At 68.5% G+C, this 14089-nt stretch carries 15 protein-coding genes; 6 read left to right on the forward strand and 9 right to left on the reverse strand.

Features of this window, described 5'->3' with window-relative positions; translation table 11 throughout:
• The first annotated feature begins 123 nt into the window (after positions 1-123).
• The 3 genes from FND50_RS07980 (at position 124) to FND50_RS07990 (ending at position 2620) form a co-directional block, all read left to right on the forward strand.
• Positions 124-486 (forward strand): DUF485 domain-containing protein, encoded by a 363-nt coding sequence (locus FND50_RS07980; protein ID WP_005260521.1) that lies wholly within the window; start codon positions 124-126, stop codon positions 484-486.
• Positions 483-2117: a cation acetate symporter gene (locus FND50_RS07985; RefSeq protein ID WP_007298176.1), complete on the forward strand. Its 1635-nt coding sequence runs from the start codon at positions 483-485 to the stop codon at positions 2115-2117. Before FND50_RS07980 ends, FND50_RS07985 begins: the two co-directional genes overlap by 4 nt.
• Positions 2118-2188: 71 nt before the next feature.
• Positions 2189-2620, forward strand: coding sequence for an SRPBCC family protein (locus FND50_RS07990; protein ID WP_005260519.1), 432 nt, complete (start codon positions 2189-2191; stop codon positions 2618-2620).
• Here the strand turns inward: FND50_RS07990 and FND50_RS07995 are convergent, their stop codons facing one another.
• Positions 2621-3535 carry a transporter substrate-binding domain-containing protein gene (locus FND50_RS07995; protein ID WP_144285374.1) on the reverse strand — a complete coding sequence of 305 codons (915 nt, stop codon included), beginning with the start codon at positions 3533-3535 and terminating at the stop codon, positions 2621-2623.
• A gap of 64 nt (positions 3536-3599) precedes the next feature.
• On the opposite strand from FND50_RS07995, the gene FND50_RS08000 reads away from it, so the two are divergent.
• Both FND50_RS08000 and FND50_RS08005 read left to right on the forward strand, forming a co-directional pair.
• Positions 3600-5900: an ATP-dependent DNA ligase gene (locus FND50_RS08000; protein ID WP_144285375.1), complete on the forward strand. Its 2301-nt coding sequence runs from the start codon at positions 3600-3602 to the stop codon at positions 5898-5900.
• On the forward strand, positions 5900-6496 hold the full coding sequence (locus FND50_RS08005) for a hypothetical protein (protein WP_144285376.1): 597 nt from the start codon (positions 5900-5902) through the stop codon (positions 6494-6496). Before FND50_RS08000 ends, FND50_RS08005 begins: the two co-directional genes overlap by 1 nt.
• On the opposite strand, the gene FND50_RS08010 is transcribed toward FND50_RS08005, so the two are convergent.
• From FND50_RS08010 to FND50_RS08030, 5 genes are all read right to left on the reverse strand, one after another.
• On the reverse strand, positions 6446-6715 hold the full coding sequence (locus FND50_RS08010; RefSeq protein ID WP_144285377.1) for a hypothetical protein: 270 nt from the start codon (positions 6713-6715) through the stop codon (positions 6446-6448). The genes FND50_RS08005 and FND50_RS08010 overlap by 51 nt on opposite strands.
• A 21-nt stretch (positions 6716-6736) precedes the next feature.
• Entirely contained in the window at positions 6737-7222 is a 486-nt protein-coding gene (locus FND50_RS08015) for a hypothetical protein (RefSeq protein ID WP_260850937.1), read from the reverse strand.
• Between the two features lie 357 nt (positions 7223-7579).
• Positions 7580-7762 carry a hypothetical protein gene (locus FND50_RS08020; protein ID WP_005260513.1) on the reverse strand — a complete coding sequence of 61 codons (183 nt, stop codon included), beginning with the start codon at positions 7760-7762 and terminating at the stop codon, positions 7580-7582.
• Positions 7763-7789: 27 nt separating this feature from the next.
• A complete protein-coding gene (locus FND50_RS08025) occupies positions 7790-8596 on the reverse strand; it encodes an ABC transporter ATP-binding protein (RefSeq protein WP_144285379.1) in 807 nt (268 codons plus the stop codon).
• Positions 8593-9285, reverse strand: coding sequence for a FadR/GntR family transcriptional regulator (locus tag FND50_RS08030; RefSeq protein WP_144285380.1), 693 nt, complete (start codon positions 9283-9285; stop codon positions 8593-8595). The genes FND50_RS08025 and FND50_RS08030 overlap by 4 nt, the downstream gene beginning before the upstream one ends.
• A gap of 94 nt (positions 9286-9379) precedes the next feature.
• Between FND50_RS08030 and FND50_RS08035 the strand changes: the two genes are divergently transcribed.
• On the forward strand, positions 9380-9841 hold the full coding sequence (locus FND50_RS08035; protein WP_007298169.1) for a PPOX class F420-dependent oxidoreductase: 462 nt from the start codon (positions 9380-9382) through the stop codon (positions 9839-9841).
• 11 nt (positions 9842-9852) lie between these two features.
• Here FND50_RS08035 and FND50_RS08040 read toward each other — a convergent pair whose 3' ends face one another.
• From FND50_RS08040 to FND50_RS08050, 3 genes are read right to left on the reverse strand one after another with little or no spacing between them, the layout of a single operon-like run.
• Positions 9853-10995 carry a CaiB/BaiF CoA-transferase family protein gene (locus FND50_RS08040; protein ID WP_144285381.1) on the reverse strand — a complete coding sequence of 381 codons (1143 nt, stop codon included), beginning with the start codon at positions 10993-10995 and terminating at the stop codon, positions 9853-9855.
• Complete coding sequence (locus FND50_RS08045; protein WP_144285382.1) at positions 10992-13205, reverse strand: acyl-CoA dehydrogenase; 2214 nt, start codon at positions 13203-13205, stop codon at positions 10992-10994. Before FND50_RS08045 ends, FND50_RS08040 begins: the two co-directional genes overlap by 4 nt.
• Positions 13206-13216: 11 nt before the next feature.
• Positions 13217-14086, reverse strand: a complete 870-nt coding sequence (locus FND50_RS08050) for an SDR family oxidoreductase (RefSeq protein ID WP_144285383.1) — start codon at positions 14084-14086, stop codon at positions 13217-13219.
• Positions 14087-14089: the final 3 nt, after the last annotated feature.

A 14089-nucleotide genomic window follows, 5' to 3' on the forward strand; every position in this document is an offset into this window, starting at 1 on the left:
CGGGTGACCGTTCGACGCACAGTCCGGCAGCTCACCGTGTGACAGCCGCCACAACCTATTTCTGTGACTCAACTCTCACTAACGTCGGTAGCCAGTTCACTTCACACGACCAAGGAGTCTGCAGTGACCACAGCCGATCTCAGTGAGGGCGCACCGCAGAAGCGGCGCGCCCCTGATGCGCAAGCCTTCGTAGACATGCAGGCGAGCCCGGAGTTCCAGGAGTTGCGACACCGCCTGCGTAGTTTCGTCTTCCCGATGACGGCGTTCTTCCTCGCCTGGTACGCGGCGTACGTCCTACTGGCCACGTATGCGCCCGAGTTCATGGCCACCAAGGTGATCGGCAACATCAACCTGGGCATCATCCTCGGTCTCGGCCAGTTCGTGACCACGTTCGTGATCACCGCGCTGTACGTGAAGTTCGCCAACCGGGAACTCGACCCGCGCTCCGCCGCGATCCGCGACGAGCTGGAAGGACCGCTCAAGTGATCACCACGCTCGCCGCAGGCACCGACGTCGGCAACCCGATCCTCAACATCGCCATCTTCGTGGCGTTCGTCGTGATCACGATGACCATCGTGATCCGCGCGAGCCGCACCACCAAGAAGGCCTCGGACTTCTACACCGGCGGCGGCCAGTTCTCCGGACCGCAGAACGGCTTCGCCATCGCCGGCGACTACCTGTCGGCCGCGTCGTTCCTCGGTATCGCCGGCGCCATCGCGGTGTACGGCTACGACGGCTTCCTGTACTCGGTCGGCTTCCTCGTCGCCTGGCTGGTGGCCCTGCTGCTGGTCGCGGAACTGCTACGCAACACCGGCCGGTTCACGATGGCGGACGTGCTGAGCTTCCGGCTCAAGCAGCGTCCCGTGCGGATGGCCGCGGCGCTGTCCACGCTGGTGGTCTCGCTGTTCTATCTGCTCGCGCAGATGGCGGGCGCCGGCGGACTCGTCGCGCTGCTGCTGAACATCGACGGCAAGGTCGGTCAGGGCGTCGTCGTCGCGGTCGTCGGTGTGCTGATGATCGTGTACGTGCTCGTCGGCGGCATGAAGGGCACCACCTACGTCCAGATGGTCAAGGCGGTGCTGCTGGTCGCCGGTGCGGGCATCATGTTCTTCCTCGTGCTGTTCGCGGTGCGCGGCAACTTCTCCCAACTGCTCGCCGACGCCCAGGCGACGGTCGCCGGTTCGACGAACGAGGCGATCGCGGGCCGCGACATCCTCGCTCCCGGCGCCAAGTACGGCATCAGCTCGATGAGCAAGCTCGACTTCATCTCGCTCGGCATCGCCCTGGTCCTCGGTACCGCGGGCCTGCCGCACGTGCTGATGCGGTTCTACACCGTCCCCACCGCCAAGGAAGCCCGCCGCTCGGTCACCTGGGCGATCGGACTGATCGGCGCGTTCTACCTGTTCACGCTCGTCCTCGGCTACGGTGCCGCCAAGATGGTCGGCCCCGACGTCATCCTCGCAGCGCCCGGCAAGGAGAACGCGGCGGCGCCGCTGCTCGCGTTCGAACTGGGCGGCACCATCTTCCTGGCGATCATCTCCGCGGTCGCGTTCGCAACGATCCTCGCGGTCGTGGCGGGGCTGGCGATCACGGCGTCCGCGTCGTTCGCCCACGACATCTACGCCAGCGTCATCAAGCGCGGACACGCGTCGGAAGAGTCGCAGGTGCGGGTTTCCCGGATCACGGTCGTCGTGATCGGTCTCGTGTCGATCGTCCTGGGCATCATGGCCATGGGCCAGAACATCGCGTTCCTGGTGGCGCTCGCCTTCGCGGTGGCCGCCTCGGCCAACCTGCCGACGCTGCTGTACTCGCTGTTCTGGAAGAAGTTCAACACGACCGGTGCCCTGTTCAGCATCTACGGCGGCCTGGTCAGCTGCCTCCTGCTGATCGCGTTCTCCCCGGCCGTGTCCGGTAAGCCGTCGTCGATGTTCCCCAACGCCGACTTCGACTACTTCCCGCTCGCCAACCCGGGCATCGTCTCCATCCCGCTGGCGTTCGTGCTCGGCGTCGTCGGCACCTACATCGGCCGCGGCAAGGCGGAAGATCCCGCCAAGCAGGCCGAGATGGAGGTCCGCTCCCTCACCGGTGTCGGTGTGGAGAAGGCCGTCTCCCACTAATGCCTTCGCCCTGTGAGTACTTATTAACCGCCCGCGGTTAATAAGTACTCACAGGCCGTTAGGCTGCACCAATGGCGAAACTCACGGTCAAGACCGATGTTCCCCTCAGCCCCCAGGACACCTGGGAGAAGGCCTCGAATCTGCAGGACTTCGACAGGTGGTTCGTCGTCCACGACGGCTGGCGCGGCGAACTTCCCGAGACCCTCACGGCCGGAACCGAGATCAGTTCCGTCGTGACCGTCAAGGGACTCCGCAATCGCGTGAAGTGGACGATCAAGGAGTACGACGCACCGAACCGCATCGTCCTCAAGGGTGACGGCAAGGGTGGCGTGAAGCTCGGAATGGTGCTCGACGTCCAGGCGAAGGGCGACGCGTCCGAGGTGGCGTTCACCATCGAACTCGGTGGCGCACCGCTGTTCGGACCCATCGGCTCGGGTGTCGCGAAGGCACTGAAGGGCGACATCGAGAAGTCCCTGACGACGTTTGTCGAGCTGTACCGCTGATCAATCGAGGACGTGCGCGCCGCCGGTGTCGGTGATCCACTCGGCGGCAAGGGCGTCCAGCGTCCCGTCGGCGTAGAGCGAATCGACGGCCGCCGAGACGCACGCGGTGAGCGGACTGTTCTTCTCCAGCACGAGGCCGAAGAATTCGGTGACGGCGTTCGGGCGCGGGAACTGCCCGACGAGGACGCTGTCCTTCACCTCGTTGGCGGTGATCTGAAATCCGGTCGGGATGTCGACCACCAGCGCGTCGATGTCGCCCGCGGCCAGGGCGGCCTTGGCGTCGTCGGTAGTGGTGAAACTGACCGGTGCCTGGCGGGGCTGCACGGTCTGGGTGATGGCGTCGAAACTGGTGGACCCCACCTGCGCCCCGAGGCGGAACGGCGCGAGGTCGGCGAGCGATTTGGCTCTCGCCGCTGGCGAGTTCTTCAGCGCCAGCACCGACTGCGTGACGGCGTAGTAGGGCGAACTGAAATCGACCGTCTCGCGCCGGGTGTCGACGATCGTGAACTGGTCGATGGCGAAATCGAAGTTCTTCTCGCCGGGTGCCAGCGCGTCGTTGAATGCGACGGTCTCGAATTGCACCTGGTCCGGACCGTATCCCAGCTTCCCGACTACTTCCCGGGCGACGGCGCCCTCGTAGCCCTTGCCGTTGGACGGGTCACCGTCGACGAACCACGGCTGGTACGACGGACTGTCGGTGGCGATGGTGACCACGCCGTCCTGCGCGGTGACGCCGCTGCCGGGGGCGCAGTCGCCGACCGCGCGGGTGGACGGAAGTTTGGTGAACGCTTCGGGAATCGTCGAGGCTTCGGCCTGGGTGTCGACCTCCGACGCTGTGTCGGTGGAGCAGGATCCGGCGAGGAATGTCAGTGCAGCGGATATGGCGGCGACGGCTGTCTTGGGTCCTCGGTGCACCCCGCCATCTTGCCTGGCGGGTAGCGATCCGGCCAGCGAAGCGGCCGCGCGGCGCACAATATGTATGTATTGGCGGAGGGAGGTGCGCGTGGCCACGGCGGGAACTCGGCAACTGACGGTCGACGGACATCGCCTGTCCCTGACCAATCTCGGCAAGGTCCTCTACCCGGAATCGGAAACGACGAAGGGCGAGGTCATCGACTACTACACGCGGATCGCACCCGCCATGCTCCCGCACGTCGTCGACCGTCCCGCCACCCGCAAACGCTGGCCCAACGGGGTGGACAGCGAGCCGTTCTTCGAGAAGAACCTCGCGGCCTCCGCACCGGCGTGGTTGGAGCGTCGTTCACTCGAGCACTCGGATCGGTCGGTGCACTATCCGCTCCTGAACTCGGTCGCGGCGCTTGCGTGGGCGGGACAGCAGGCCGCACTCGAACTGCACGTGCCGCAGTGGCGGTTCGACGGCCCGCATCGGGGGCCCGCCACCCGGATCGTCTTCGACCTCGATCCCGGTCCCGGTGTGGGCCTGACCGAATGCGCGGAGGTGGCACGGGCCGTGCGCGACCTGGTCGCGAACCTCGGCTGGACCGCGTACCCGGTCACCAGCGGCAGCAAGGGTATTCACCTGTACGTGCCGCTCGACCGGAAGCTGGACGGTTCGGGCGCGTCGACCGTCGCGAAACAGGTGGCGACGGGTCTCGAGAAGCTGCGGCCCGAACTCGTCACCGCCACCATGGCCAAGGCGATGCGCGCGGGAAAGGTGTTCGTCGACTGGAGCCAGAACAACCCGTCCAAGACCACCATCGCACCGTATTCGTTGCGGGGACGCTCCGAGCCGTATGTCGCGGCGCCGCGGAGCTGGGACGAACTCGACGACCCCGACCTACGGCAGCTGCGGTTCGAGGAAGTGCTCGAACGGTGGGAGTCGGATGGCGACCTGCTCGCCGGACTCGACCCACCGATCGAGGACGACGCCGCCCTCGCCGAGTACCGCCGAAAGCGTGATCCCGGACGGACACCCGAGCCGATGCCGGACACTGTGCGGCCGGGGGAGGGGAACAGCTTCGTCATCCAGGAACACCACGCCCGGCGCCTCCACTACGACCTGCGACTCGAACGCGACGGGGTGCTCGTGTCGTGGGCGGTGCCGAAGAACGTGCCGACGACGACGGGGGAGAACCGGCTTGCCGTGCACACCGAGGATCACCCGCTCGAATACCTCACGTTCTCCGGGACCATCCCGAGGGGCGAATACGGCGGCGGCGAGATGACCATCTGGGACACGGGAACCTACGACACCGAGAAGTGGCGCGACGACGAGGTGATCGTCCAGTTGCACGGCGGGCAGGTGGACGGCCGGTTCGCGCTGATCCGCACGAAGGGCGACCAGTGGCTGATGCATCTGATGAAGGATCAGTCGCCGGGTGGGTCGCACACGTCCGAACTGCCGCGGGGACTGTCCCCGATGCTCGCGAGCCCCGGCACCCTCGACGGACTGGACGCCGACGAGTGGGCGTTCGAAGGGAAGTGGGACGGGATCAGGGTGATTGCCGAGATCAGTGGCGGCGAGCTGAAGCTGACGAGCCGGGCGGGCAACGACAAGACCCGCGACTACGCCCGATTGGGTTGGCTGGCAGAGTCTCTCGGCGACCATGAGGTGGTCCTCGACGGTGAAGTCGTCGCGTTCGACGAGCGTGGTGTCGCGAACTTCGGCCTGCTGCAGCAGGGCAACGAGCCGCACTTCCTCGCGTTCGATGTGCTGTATCTCGACGGAGTGTCGTTGTTACGCAAGAAGTACACCGACCGGCGCCGCGTCCTCGAGGCGCTGGCGGCCAAGGTGGACGACCTGGTCGTTCCGCCGCAACTGCACGGGTCCGCGCAGGACGCTCTGGACGAGAGCCGCGGCAAGGGCTGGGAAGGTGTCGTGGCCAAACGCCGCGAGTCCGTGTACTTGCCGGGCAAGCGGGGGTCGAGCTGGATCAAGGTGAAGAACTGGCGCACCCAGGAAGCGGTGATCGGCGGGTGGCGCCGGGGTAAGGGCGGGCGGTCCACGGGCATCGGGTCGGTCCTGCTCGGCGTCCCCGAGGACGGTGGGCTGCGCTACATCGGGCGCGTCGGAACCGGCTTCACCGAACGGGATCTGCAGGAACTCGCGTCCACCCTGGGACCGCTCGAAACCGACACCAGCCCGTTCGTCGAAGACCTGCCCACCGCCGACCGCAAGGGCGCCGTGTGGGTGACCCCCACGCTGGTCGCGGAGGTGCGATTCATGGATTGGACCGGCTCGAAGAGACTGCGGCACCCCAGCTGGCGTGGGCTCAGGGACGACAAGACACCCGAGGACGTCGATGTGGAGGTCTCGTGATGACCGGTATCCGATTCCAATCGACCCCGGAGAACGAGATCCCCGTCTCCGTGCCGGTCGACACCGTGCTGGCCCGCACCGAGTCGCTCGTGCTGTGGCTGACCGACGTTCACGTGTACAGCTGTGGTGTCGAATTCACGATCCAGGCACGCAGACCCGAGTCCACGGTGCTGCTCGACATGTTCGGCTTCGGCAAACCCGCGTCGTCGAACAGCAGCGGGCCGTTTCTGTTCGGCGTCGAGTACGCGGACGGCAGTGTGTTCACCAACCTTCCCGGCGCCCGCATGACCGACGGCCTGCACGGCGGAGCGGGGCGCGGCGGGCCCCTCACCGGTGACAAGACGTACTTTCTGCAGCCCCTCCCGCCGCCGAAACGCTGGTCGATGATCACGGCGTGGCCGTACTTCGGTGTCGGGGAGTCTCGCACCGACCTCGATTCCGCCGTGTTCGCCGAAGCCGCGGAGCGGGTGGAGACGTTGTGGCCGGAACCGGTTCACGCACTCGTCGAGGCATCGGACGGTCGACAGCAGCCGCCGGCGCTCGAATTACCCCCAGGGGGCTGGTTCGAATGGGCCGGCCGACGCCGTGTCGAATGATCCGGGCGGTTCCTGTGTCGGGGTGCGCAGCGCCGGGGGTGTGAAGACCGGCAGGGGTGCGGACGTCGGGTCCTCGTCCGGGTGCTGCTCGGAGACACTCACGTCTGCGTTCGGTGATGACGCCGTGCCGCTGGCGACGGCGATCCCGGCGGCGCCGACGACCGAGAGGACGAAGGCCGCGCCCCCGCCGATCGCGATGCGGGTCTTGGTGTGGGACATGGTGTGGATTTCCTCTGGTGATCAGGGACCGACGACGGTTCCGCCGTCGACGGGGCCGACTCCGCCGGGCGACTGCGGGGCTGCGGGCGGGGCAGGCTTCGGGCCGCCGCCGACGGGGAAGGGATTGGTTTCGGGTTCGAGAACGCCCGGCTCGACCTGGCCCGGTCCTTCGAACGGACCCTTCGGGGGGCGAACGGGGTCGACGACGACGGGCGGATCGACGACGACGGGCGGGTCCGCCACGACGGGCGGCTGGGCGATGGGCGGTTGCGCAACCGGCGGCTGGGCGATGGGCTCCTGGACAATCGGCGGCTGGGCGATCGGTGCTCGGACGATGGGCGGTGCTGCCACGATGGGCGGAACGACACCCGGTCCCGGCGCCACCGTTTCGGTGTCGGCCGAATAGCCTGGCGTCGAATACTCGGGATTCACCGAGTAGCCGGGGTCTGCGACGACGATTCGACTCGGGGCCGGCGCGATCGCCGGAGCGGGCTGCTGCTGCGACACGGCCCCCTCCGAGCTCGGGGTCGGAGCCCCCTCGGTATGTCCACCGGCAAGAACGATCACTGCGGCTCCTGCGAGGGAGAACGTGAGGGCGGCGGTTGCGCCGATCGCGATGCGGGTTGCGGTGTGGACGATGGGGTGCCTCCGGTGGATTGGGTGGTCTAGCTGGGCTGTCAGACCAAGCTTGCGCCGGACGCGAGCCTTTCGACAGGCACCCCGGGGTGCGCATCCCCTACCCCTCGGCGGAACCGCGGGCAGCGGCTCTCGCGCTGTTTGCCGACGGATGTGCCGGAATCACAGGCAATTGCGTAGGAATCCGGCCAATGTCCCTGCGGCTGTGGCGCGCCGAGCGCTACCCACTCACGACAGGTCGCGGAACGTCATGACGAAGCCGGCCATGGCGGCGAGCACGGCCAGGACGTAGACCGGCACCTGCACCCAGACGGGTGCGGTGCGGTTGACGATCATCGCCGCCGCCAGTGCGACGACGATGAGCACCACACCGTAGAACGGGGTGCGCTGAGGGTGGTCGCCTCGTGCCATAACCACCAGTGTGCACCGCGTCGGCGGCTATCCGACCGCCTCGGGCACCCGCGTCTGCGCGACCCACCGGCCGCGTTGCCGGGTGATCTCGATCGGGTGGTCGAAGCATTCGCTGATGTTGTCCGTGGTGAGGACGTCCACGACGGGGCCCTGCGCGATCACCCGGCCGTCGCGGATGAGGACGGCGTGGGTGGTGGTGGTCGGGATTTCCTCGAGGTGGTGGGTGACGAGGATGCTGGCGAGGCTCGGGTACGTGTCGCGCAGTTCGTCCAGTGCGGTGAGAAGTTGTTCTCGCGCAGCCAGATCCAGGCCGGTGGCGGGCTCGTCCAGCAGGAGGAGTTGCGGCTCGGCCATGAGGGCTCGCGCGATCAGGGCCCGTCCGCGTTCGCCCTGGGACAGGTTGGGCCACAGGGCATCCGCGTGCTTCTGCATGCCGAGGGAGGCGATGAGTTCGTCGGCTCGGGCGACCTGGCCGGCGGTCGGTGACCACCTCGGCACGAACTCGGGTGTGTTGGTGAGACCGGTGAGCACGACGTCGCGCACCGTCAGTGGCGCGTCGATCCGGTGTCGCGGGTTCACGTGCCCGATGTGGGCGCGCAATTCCCGCATGTCGACCCGGCCGAGTTGATGGCCGAGGACGTGGACGGTGCCGTGGGTGGGGTGCGCGAAGGCGCCGAGCATGCTCAGCAGCGTGCTCTTGCCCGCACCGTTCGCGCCGAGCAGCACCCAGTGCTGTCCACGTTCGATGTGGAGGGTGATGTCGCTGAGCAGATACCGCCCGCTCCGCACGAGGTCGACGTGGTCGGTGCTGACGACCGAATTCGGGGTGGTCACTGATGTTCGCCTTTCCGCAGAATCGACATGGTCGGATCGAGGTTGGCGGCGGTGGCGGCGACGGCCGCCTCGGCATCGCCTGCTTCCAGCGCACGAACCAGGTCGTCGTGTGCGCAGCTCGTGTCGGGTCGGCCCGGTTCGTGGTCGACGAGTTCGGCGAGCGCGTCGACGAGGAGCGGCCGGATCGAATCGAACAGGGCGGACAGGATCGAGTTCCCTGCGATCTCCAGGATCGCGGCGTGGAAGTCGAGGTCGGCCGCGACGAAGACGGCGGTCGGCTCGGTGGTGCTGTCGTGCCGGGCCGACAGCTGCTCTAGCAGTCGCCGAAGATCCTCGGGGCGTGCGCGTTCCGCGGCGAGCCGGGCGGCCTCGATCTCGAGGGCGCGCCGCACCTCGTACACCTCGAGCAGGCGGGCGCGGCGCAGCAGCTTCTCGAGTCCCGCACCGCCCGTGGGTGGTTTCGCGACGAACGTGCCGACCCCGTGCCGCACGTCGAGCAGGCCGTCGCGGGCGAGCAGCCGGACTGCCTCGCGGACGGAGGAACGGCCGACGCCGAGTTCGGTGGCCAGTTCGGCCTCGCTGGGGATGCGACTGCCGAGTGTCCACTTGCCGTCGCGGATCCACGCGGTGAGGAGTTCCTCGAGCTGGGGAACCAGTGGTCCGCTGCGGAGGGTGTGACGTCCGGCCATTGGGCGACGCTAACATAGTCCTCAGACGTCTGAGGACTGTGGTGGAGCCTATGGTGAACCGAAGAGAACCACCGCAGCAGAGGAGAGGTGCACCATGGCCATCGCCACCGCAGACCGTGTCACACGGGAAGAGTTGCTCGACTTCGTCCGTCCGCGCCATCGCAGCGTGCTGATCACCCGGAAGCGCTCCGGCGGCCTGCAGATCTCCCCGGTCACGTCGGGACTCGACTCGGAAGGCCGGATCGTCGTCGCCACGTACCCGCAGCGCGCCAAGGCCGCGAATGTGCGACACGACCCCGCCGTGAGCGTGTGCGTGCTCTCCGACGAGTTCAACGGAGCCTACGTGCAGATCGACGGCACGGCCGAGGTACTGGACCTGCCCGACGCACTCGAGCCGCTGGTGGAGTACTTCCGCGGCATCTCCGGCGAACATCCCGACTGGGACGAGTACCGGGACGCCATGCGGAAGCAGAACAAGAGCCTGATCCGGATCACCATCGACGAGTGGGGACCCATCGCGACCGGTGGCTTCCCGCCGGACACCGATCGCGGATAGGTCCCCGTCACCTACTCGACGGCACCCGCCGAGCGCAGCTGCTCGATGCCCGCCGCGTCGTACCCGGCCTGCGCGAGGATCGCATCGGTGTCCTGCCCGGGCCGCGGGGCCGGCCGGGGAACGGGCGCCGGGGTGCGGCCGAAGCGCGGTGCCGGAGCGGGCTGGCGGATGCCACCCACCTCGACGAACGTTTCCCGTTCCTTGTTGTGGGGGTGCTCGTACGCCTCCCACGGCGACAGGACGGGCGACACGCACGCGTCGGAATCGGCGAACAGTGCCGCCCATTCGTCCCGCGGTCGGGTCGCGAACACCTCGGCGAGGCGCTTCTTCAGTTCCGGCGCCGCATCGAGGTCGTACTGCGACGGCAGATCCTCGCCCGACAGCCCGAGCACGTCGAGGAGTTCACCGTAGAAATGCCGTTCGACGCACCCGACCGCCACGTGCAGACCGTCGGCGCACTCGTAGGTGTCGTAGAACGCGGCGGCCCCGTCGAGGACGTTCCGCCCCCGACCCTCCTGCCACAGGCCGGCGGCGTTCATGCCGTGGACGAACGCCGTCAGCAGCGCCGCGCCGTCGACCATCGACGCGTCCACCACCTGCCCGCGGCCCGACCGGGAGCGCTCGTGCAGCGCGGCCAGGATTCCCATCGTCAACATCAGGCCGCCACCGCCGAAGTCGCCCAACAGGTTCAGCGGCGGCACCGGCCGCTCGCCGGCGCGCCCGATGGGCTCGAGCGCGCCTGCGAGCGCGATGTAGTTGATGTCGTGCCCGGCCCGACGTGCGAGGGGACCGTCCTGGCCCCAGCCGGTCATGCGCCCGTAGATCAGACCGGGATTGCGGGACAGGCAGTCGTCGGGGCCGATGCCCAGGCGTTCCGCGACGCCGGGACGGAAACCCTCGACGAGGATGTCGGCTGTTTCGACGAGCGTCCGAACGGCCTCCAGCCCCTCCGGAGTCCGCAGGTTCACGGCGATCGACCGTCGTCCGCGGTCGAGCACACCCGACGGCGCCATCAGCCCGCTGCCGCCGTCACCTGCCCGCTCGACGCGGATCACGTCCGCGCCGAGGTCGGCGAGGATCATGCAGCCGAACGGGGCGGGCGCGAGGCTCGCGAGCTCGACGACGGTCAGCCCGCTGAGCGGCCCGCCGGTCACGACACCCCCTGCGCGTCGCGGGGCAGCCCGAGCATGCGTTCCCCGATCACGTTGAGCTGCACCTCGGTGGTGCCGCCGTAGATGGTGGTGGCGCGGCCGGCGATCAACTGCTCCATCGCCTTGTCGCTCGGCTCCCCGGGAATGCTCACGGCGCCCGCCGCCCCCAGTTCGGCGACGACGAATTCGGCGATCGACTGTCCGAGCCCCATGCCCAGCAGCTTCCCGACGCTGGACGTGATGCTCACGTCCGCACCCGACAGCTGCTTCAGCACGATCCGTGAACCGATCAGATCGATTGCCTGGCTCTCGGCCACCAGTTCGCCGACGCGGAAGCGTGCCAGCGGGCCGAGATCGCGGCCGCGGGCGAACTGCAGCAGATCCTTGTCGGTGGCGTAGGCCTCCATCTTCTGGCTCAGGGCCACCCGCTCGCCCGCGAGGGTCGTGCGGGCCACGTTCCAGCCGTCGTTCACGTTCCCGACCACGTTCTCGTCCGGGATGAACGCGTCGTCGAGGAAGACCTCGTTGAACAGGGCAGACCCGGTCATCTCGCGCAGCGGCCGGACGGTGACGCCCGGCGTCGACATGTCCAGCACGAAGTACGTGATGCCCTCGTGTTTCGGTTTGGCCGGGTCGGTGCGGGCGATCAGCATCGCCCAGTCGGAGAACTGTGCCACCGTGGTCCAGATCTTCTGCCCGGTCACCGTCCAGCCGCCGTCGACCTTCTCGGCCTTGGTGGTCAGCGAGGCCAGGTCGGAACCGGCCCCCGGTTCGCTGAACAGCTGGCACCACACCAGATCCCCGCGCAGGGTGGGGACGGCGAGATCCCGCTTCTGCGCGTCCGTGCCGTGGGCGACGACGGCCTGCACCGCCCAGCCGCCCATGAGCAGCTGCGGCATCGGGATTCCGGCTGCCGTGATCTCCTGGGCGATGACGATCTGTTCGAGCGGGGACGCGCTGCGTCCGTACGGTTTCGGCAGGTGCGGCTGCACCCAGCCGCCGTCGCCGAGCGCGATCAACTGGTCGTCCTCGTCGAGGCCCACCAGTTGGTCGAGTTCCGCCCGCACCTCGGTGCGGATCGTGTCGGCTTCGCCCGGCAGTTCCAGTTCGGACGTGCGGGCGGTGCCTGCGAGGGACTGGTCGGCCACCCGACTGGCCCGCTCCTCGCGGGTGCCGAGGAGCCCCCGGATGGCCAGCGCCCGGCGGTAGTACAGGTGCGCGTCGTGCTCCCAGGTGAATCCGATGCCGCCGTGGACCTGGATGCAGTCCTGTGCGCACTGCACCGCGGCGTCGGGAACGACGACGGCGGCGATGTCCGCGGCGAAATCGGCGGTGTCGTCACCGTTGTCGAGGGCCGAGGCGGCATCCCACAGCACCGCGCGCGCCTTCTCCAGCGCGATGCCCATGTGGGCGCACTTGTGCTTGACGCCCTGGAACTGGCCGATCGGACGCCCGAACTGCACCCGCGTCTTCGCGTACTCGGATGCGGTGGACACGCACCAGGACATCACGCCGATCGCCTCCGCACCGAGGACGACGGTGGCGACGGACCGGACGCGCTGCTCGCTGAGCCCGTCGAGGATCCGGTCGGCGCCCACCCGAACGGCGTCGGCGGTGATCCGTGCGGAACCGCGGACCACGTCGATGCTGTCCTGCACTGTGACGGTGACGTCCGCGGAATCGACGACGGCCCAGTGGACGTCGTCGCCGACGGTGATCGGGAGAAGCACGGTGTCGGCGTGTTCGCCGCCGAGGACGGCGTCCGCGACCCCGGTGACGCGGTATCCGCCCTCGTGCGCAGAGGCATCGAGTGGGCGGCCCAACGCGACCGCGGCGGTGTGTGATCCGTCGAGGAGTCCCGGCATCAGCTCGATGCCGACCTTGGAATCGGCGGCCGCCACGAGGGCGGCGGACAGCGCGGTCGGGACGAACGGGCCCGGAGCGGCGGTCCGCCCCAGCGCTTCGAGAGCCACCGCCAACGTGAGGAGCCCGGCACCGTGGCCGCCCTTGTCCTCGGGGATGTGCAGTCCCAGCAGGTCCTGACCGACGAGAGCATCCCAGAACGGTGGGAACTTGTCCTCTCTCGTGGACTCGACCGCGGACCGGACACGATCGGAGGTGATGGTGCGTTCGGCGAATGCGCGCACCGAGTCGGCGAGGGCCCGGTGTTCCTCGGTGAGTCCGAGCCCGAGCTCGTACGTGTTCTTGGCCATGTCGGGGCCCTTCAGCCGAGCCGGTCGGCGAGGTCGGCGACGGTCCACGGGCCGTCGCTCTCGATGGTCGTGACGTCGTGCCAGCCGGCGAGCTCGGAGATGGCCCCGCCCTGCACGGCGAACACCTTGCCGGTGATCTTGCAGTTCGTGTCGGCGAGACGCGCGACGAGCGGAGAGATGTTGGCGGGGCTGAACGCATCGAACTCGCCCTCCGGCACCTCCTCGGCGAACAGCGCTCCCATACCCGGGGTGGCCAGCGTGAGCCGGGTGCGGGCGATCGGCGCGATCGCGTTGACCCGGACGCCGTAGCGCTCGAGCTCGTCCGCTGCGACCAGGGTGAGTGCGGCGATGCCCGCCTTCGCGGCGCCGTAGTTGGCCTGGCCCGCGTTGGGCATGAACGTGCCCGACGCCGACGCGGTGTTGATCACGGACGCGTTCACGGTTTCGCCCGCCTTGGTCTGCGCCTTCCAGTACGCCGCCGCGTGGTGCAGGGTGGCGGCGTGGCCCTTGAGATGCACGGCGACGACGGCGTCCCACTGGCTTTCGGTCATGCCCGCGATGAAGGCGTCCCGCAGGATGCCCGCGTTGTTGACGAGGACGTCGAGTCGGCCGAACTCCCTCACCGCTAGATTGACGAGTCCTTCGGCGCCGTCCCAGGACGCGACGTTGTCGGTGTTCGCGACTGCCCTGCCGCCCGCGGCGACGATCTCGTCGACGACCTGCTGCGCCGGGCCCGCGTCCTCGCCGGTGCCGTCGTTCGCACCGCCGAGGTCGTTGACGACCACGGCAGCGCCCTCACGGGCGAAGAGCAGTGCGTGCTCCCGGCCGATTCCGCGTCCGGCGCCGGTGACGATGGCCACCCGTCCGTCGAGTGTTCCCATGTG

This window comes from Rhodococcus sp. WB9, assembly GCF_007558985.1.
GTDB classification, from domain to species: Bacteria; Actinomycetota; Actinomycetes; order Mycobacteriales; family Mycobacteriaceae; genus Rhodococcus_F; species Rhodococcus_F opacus.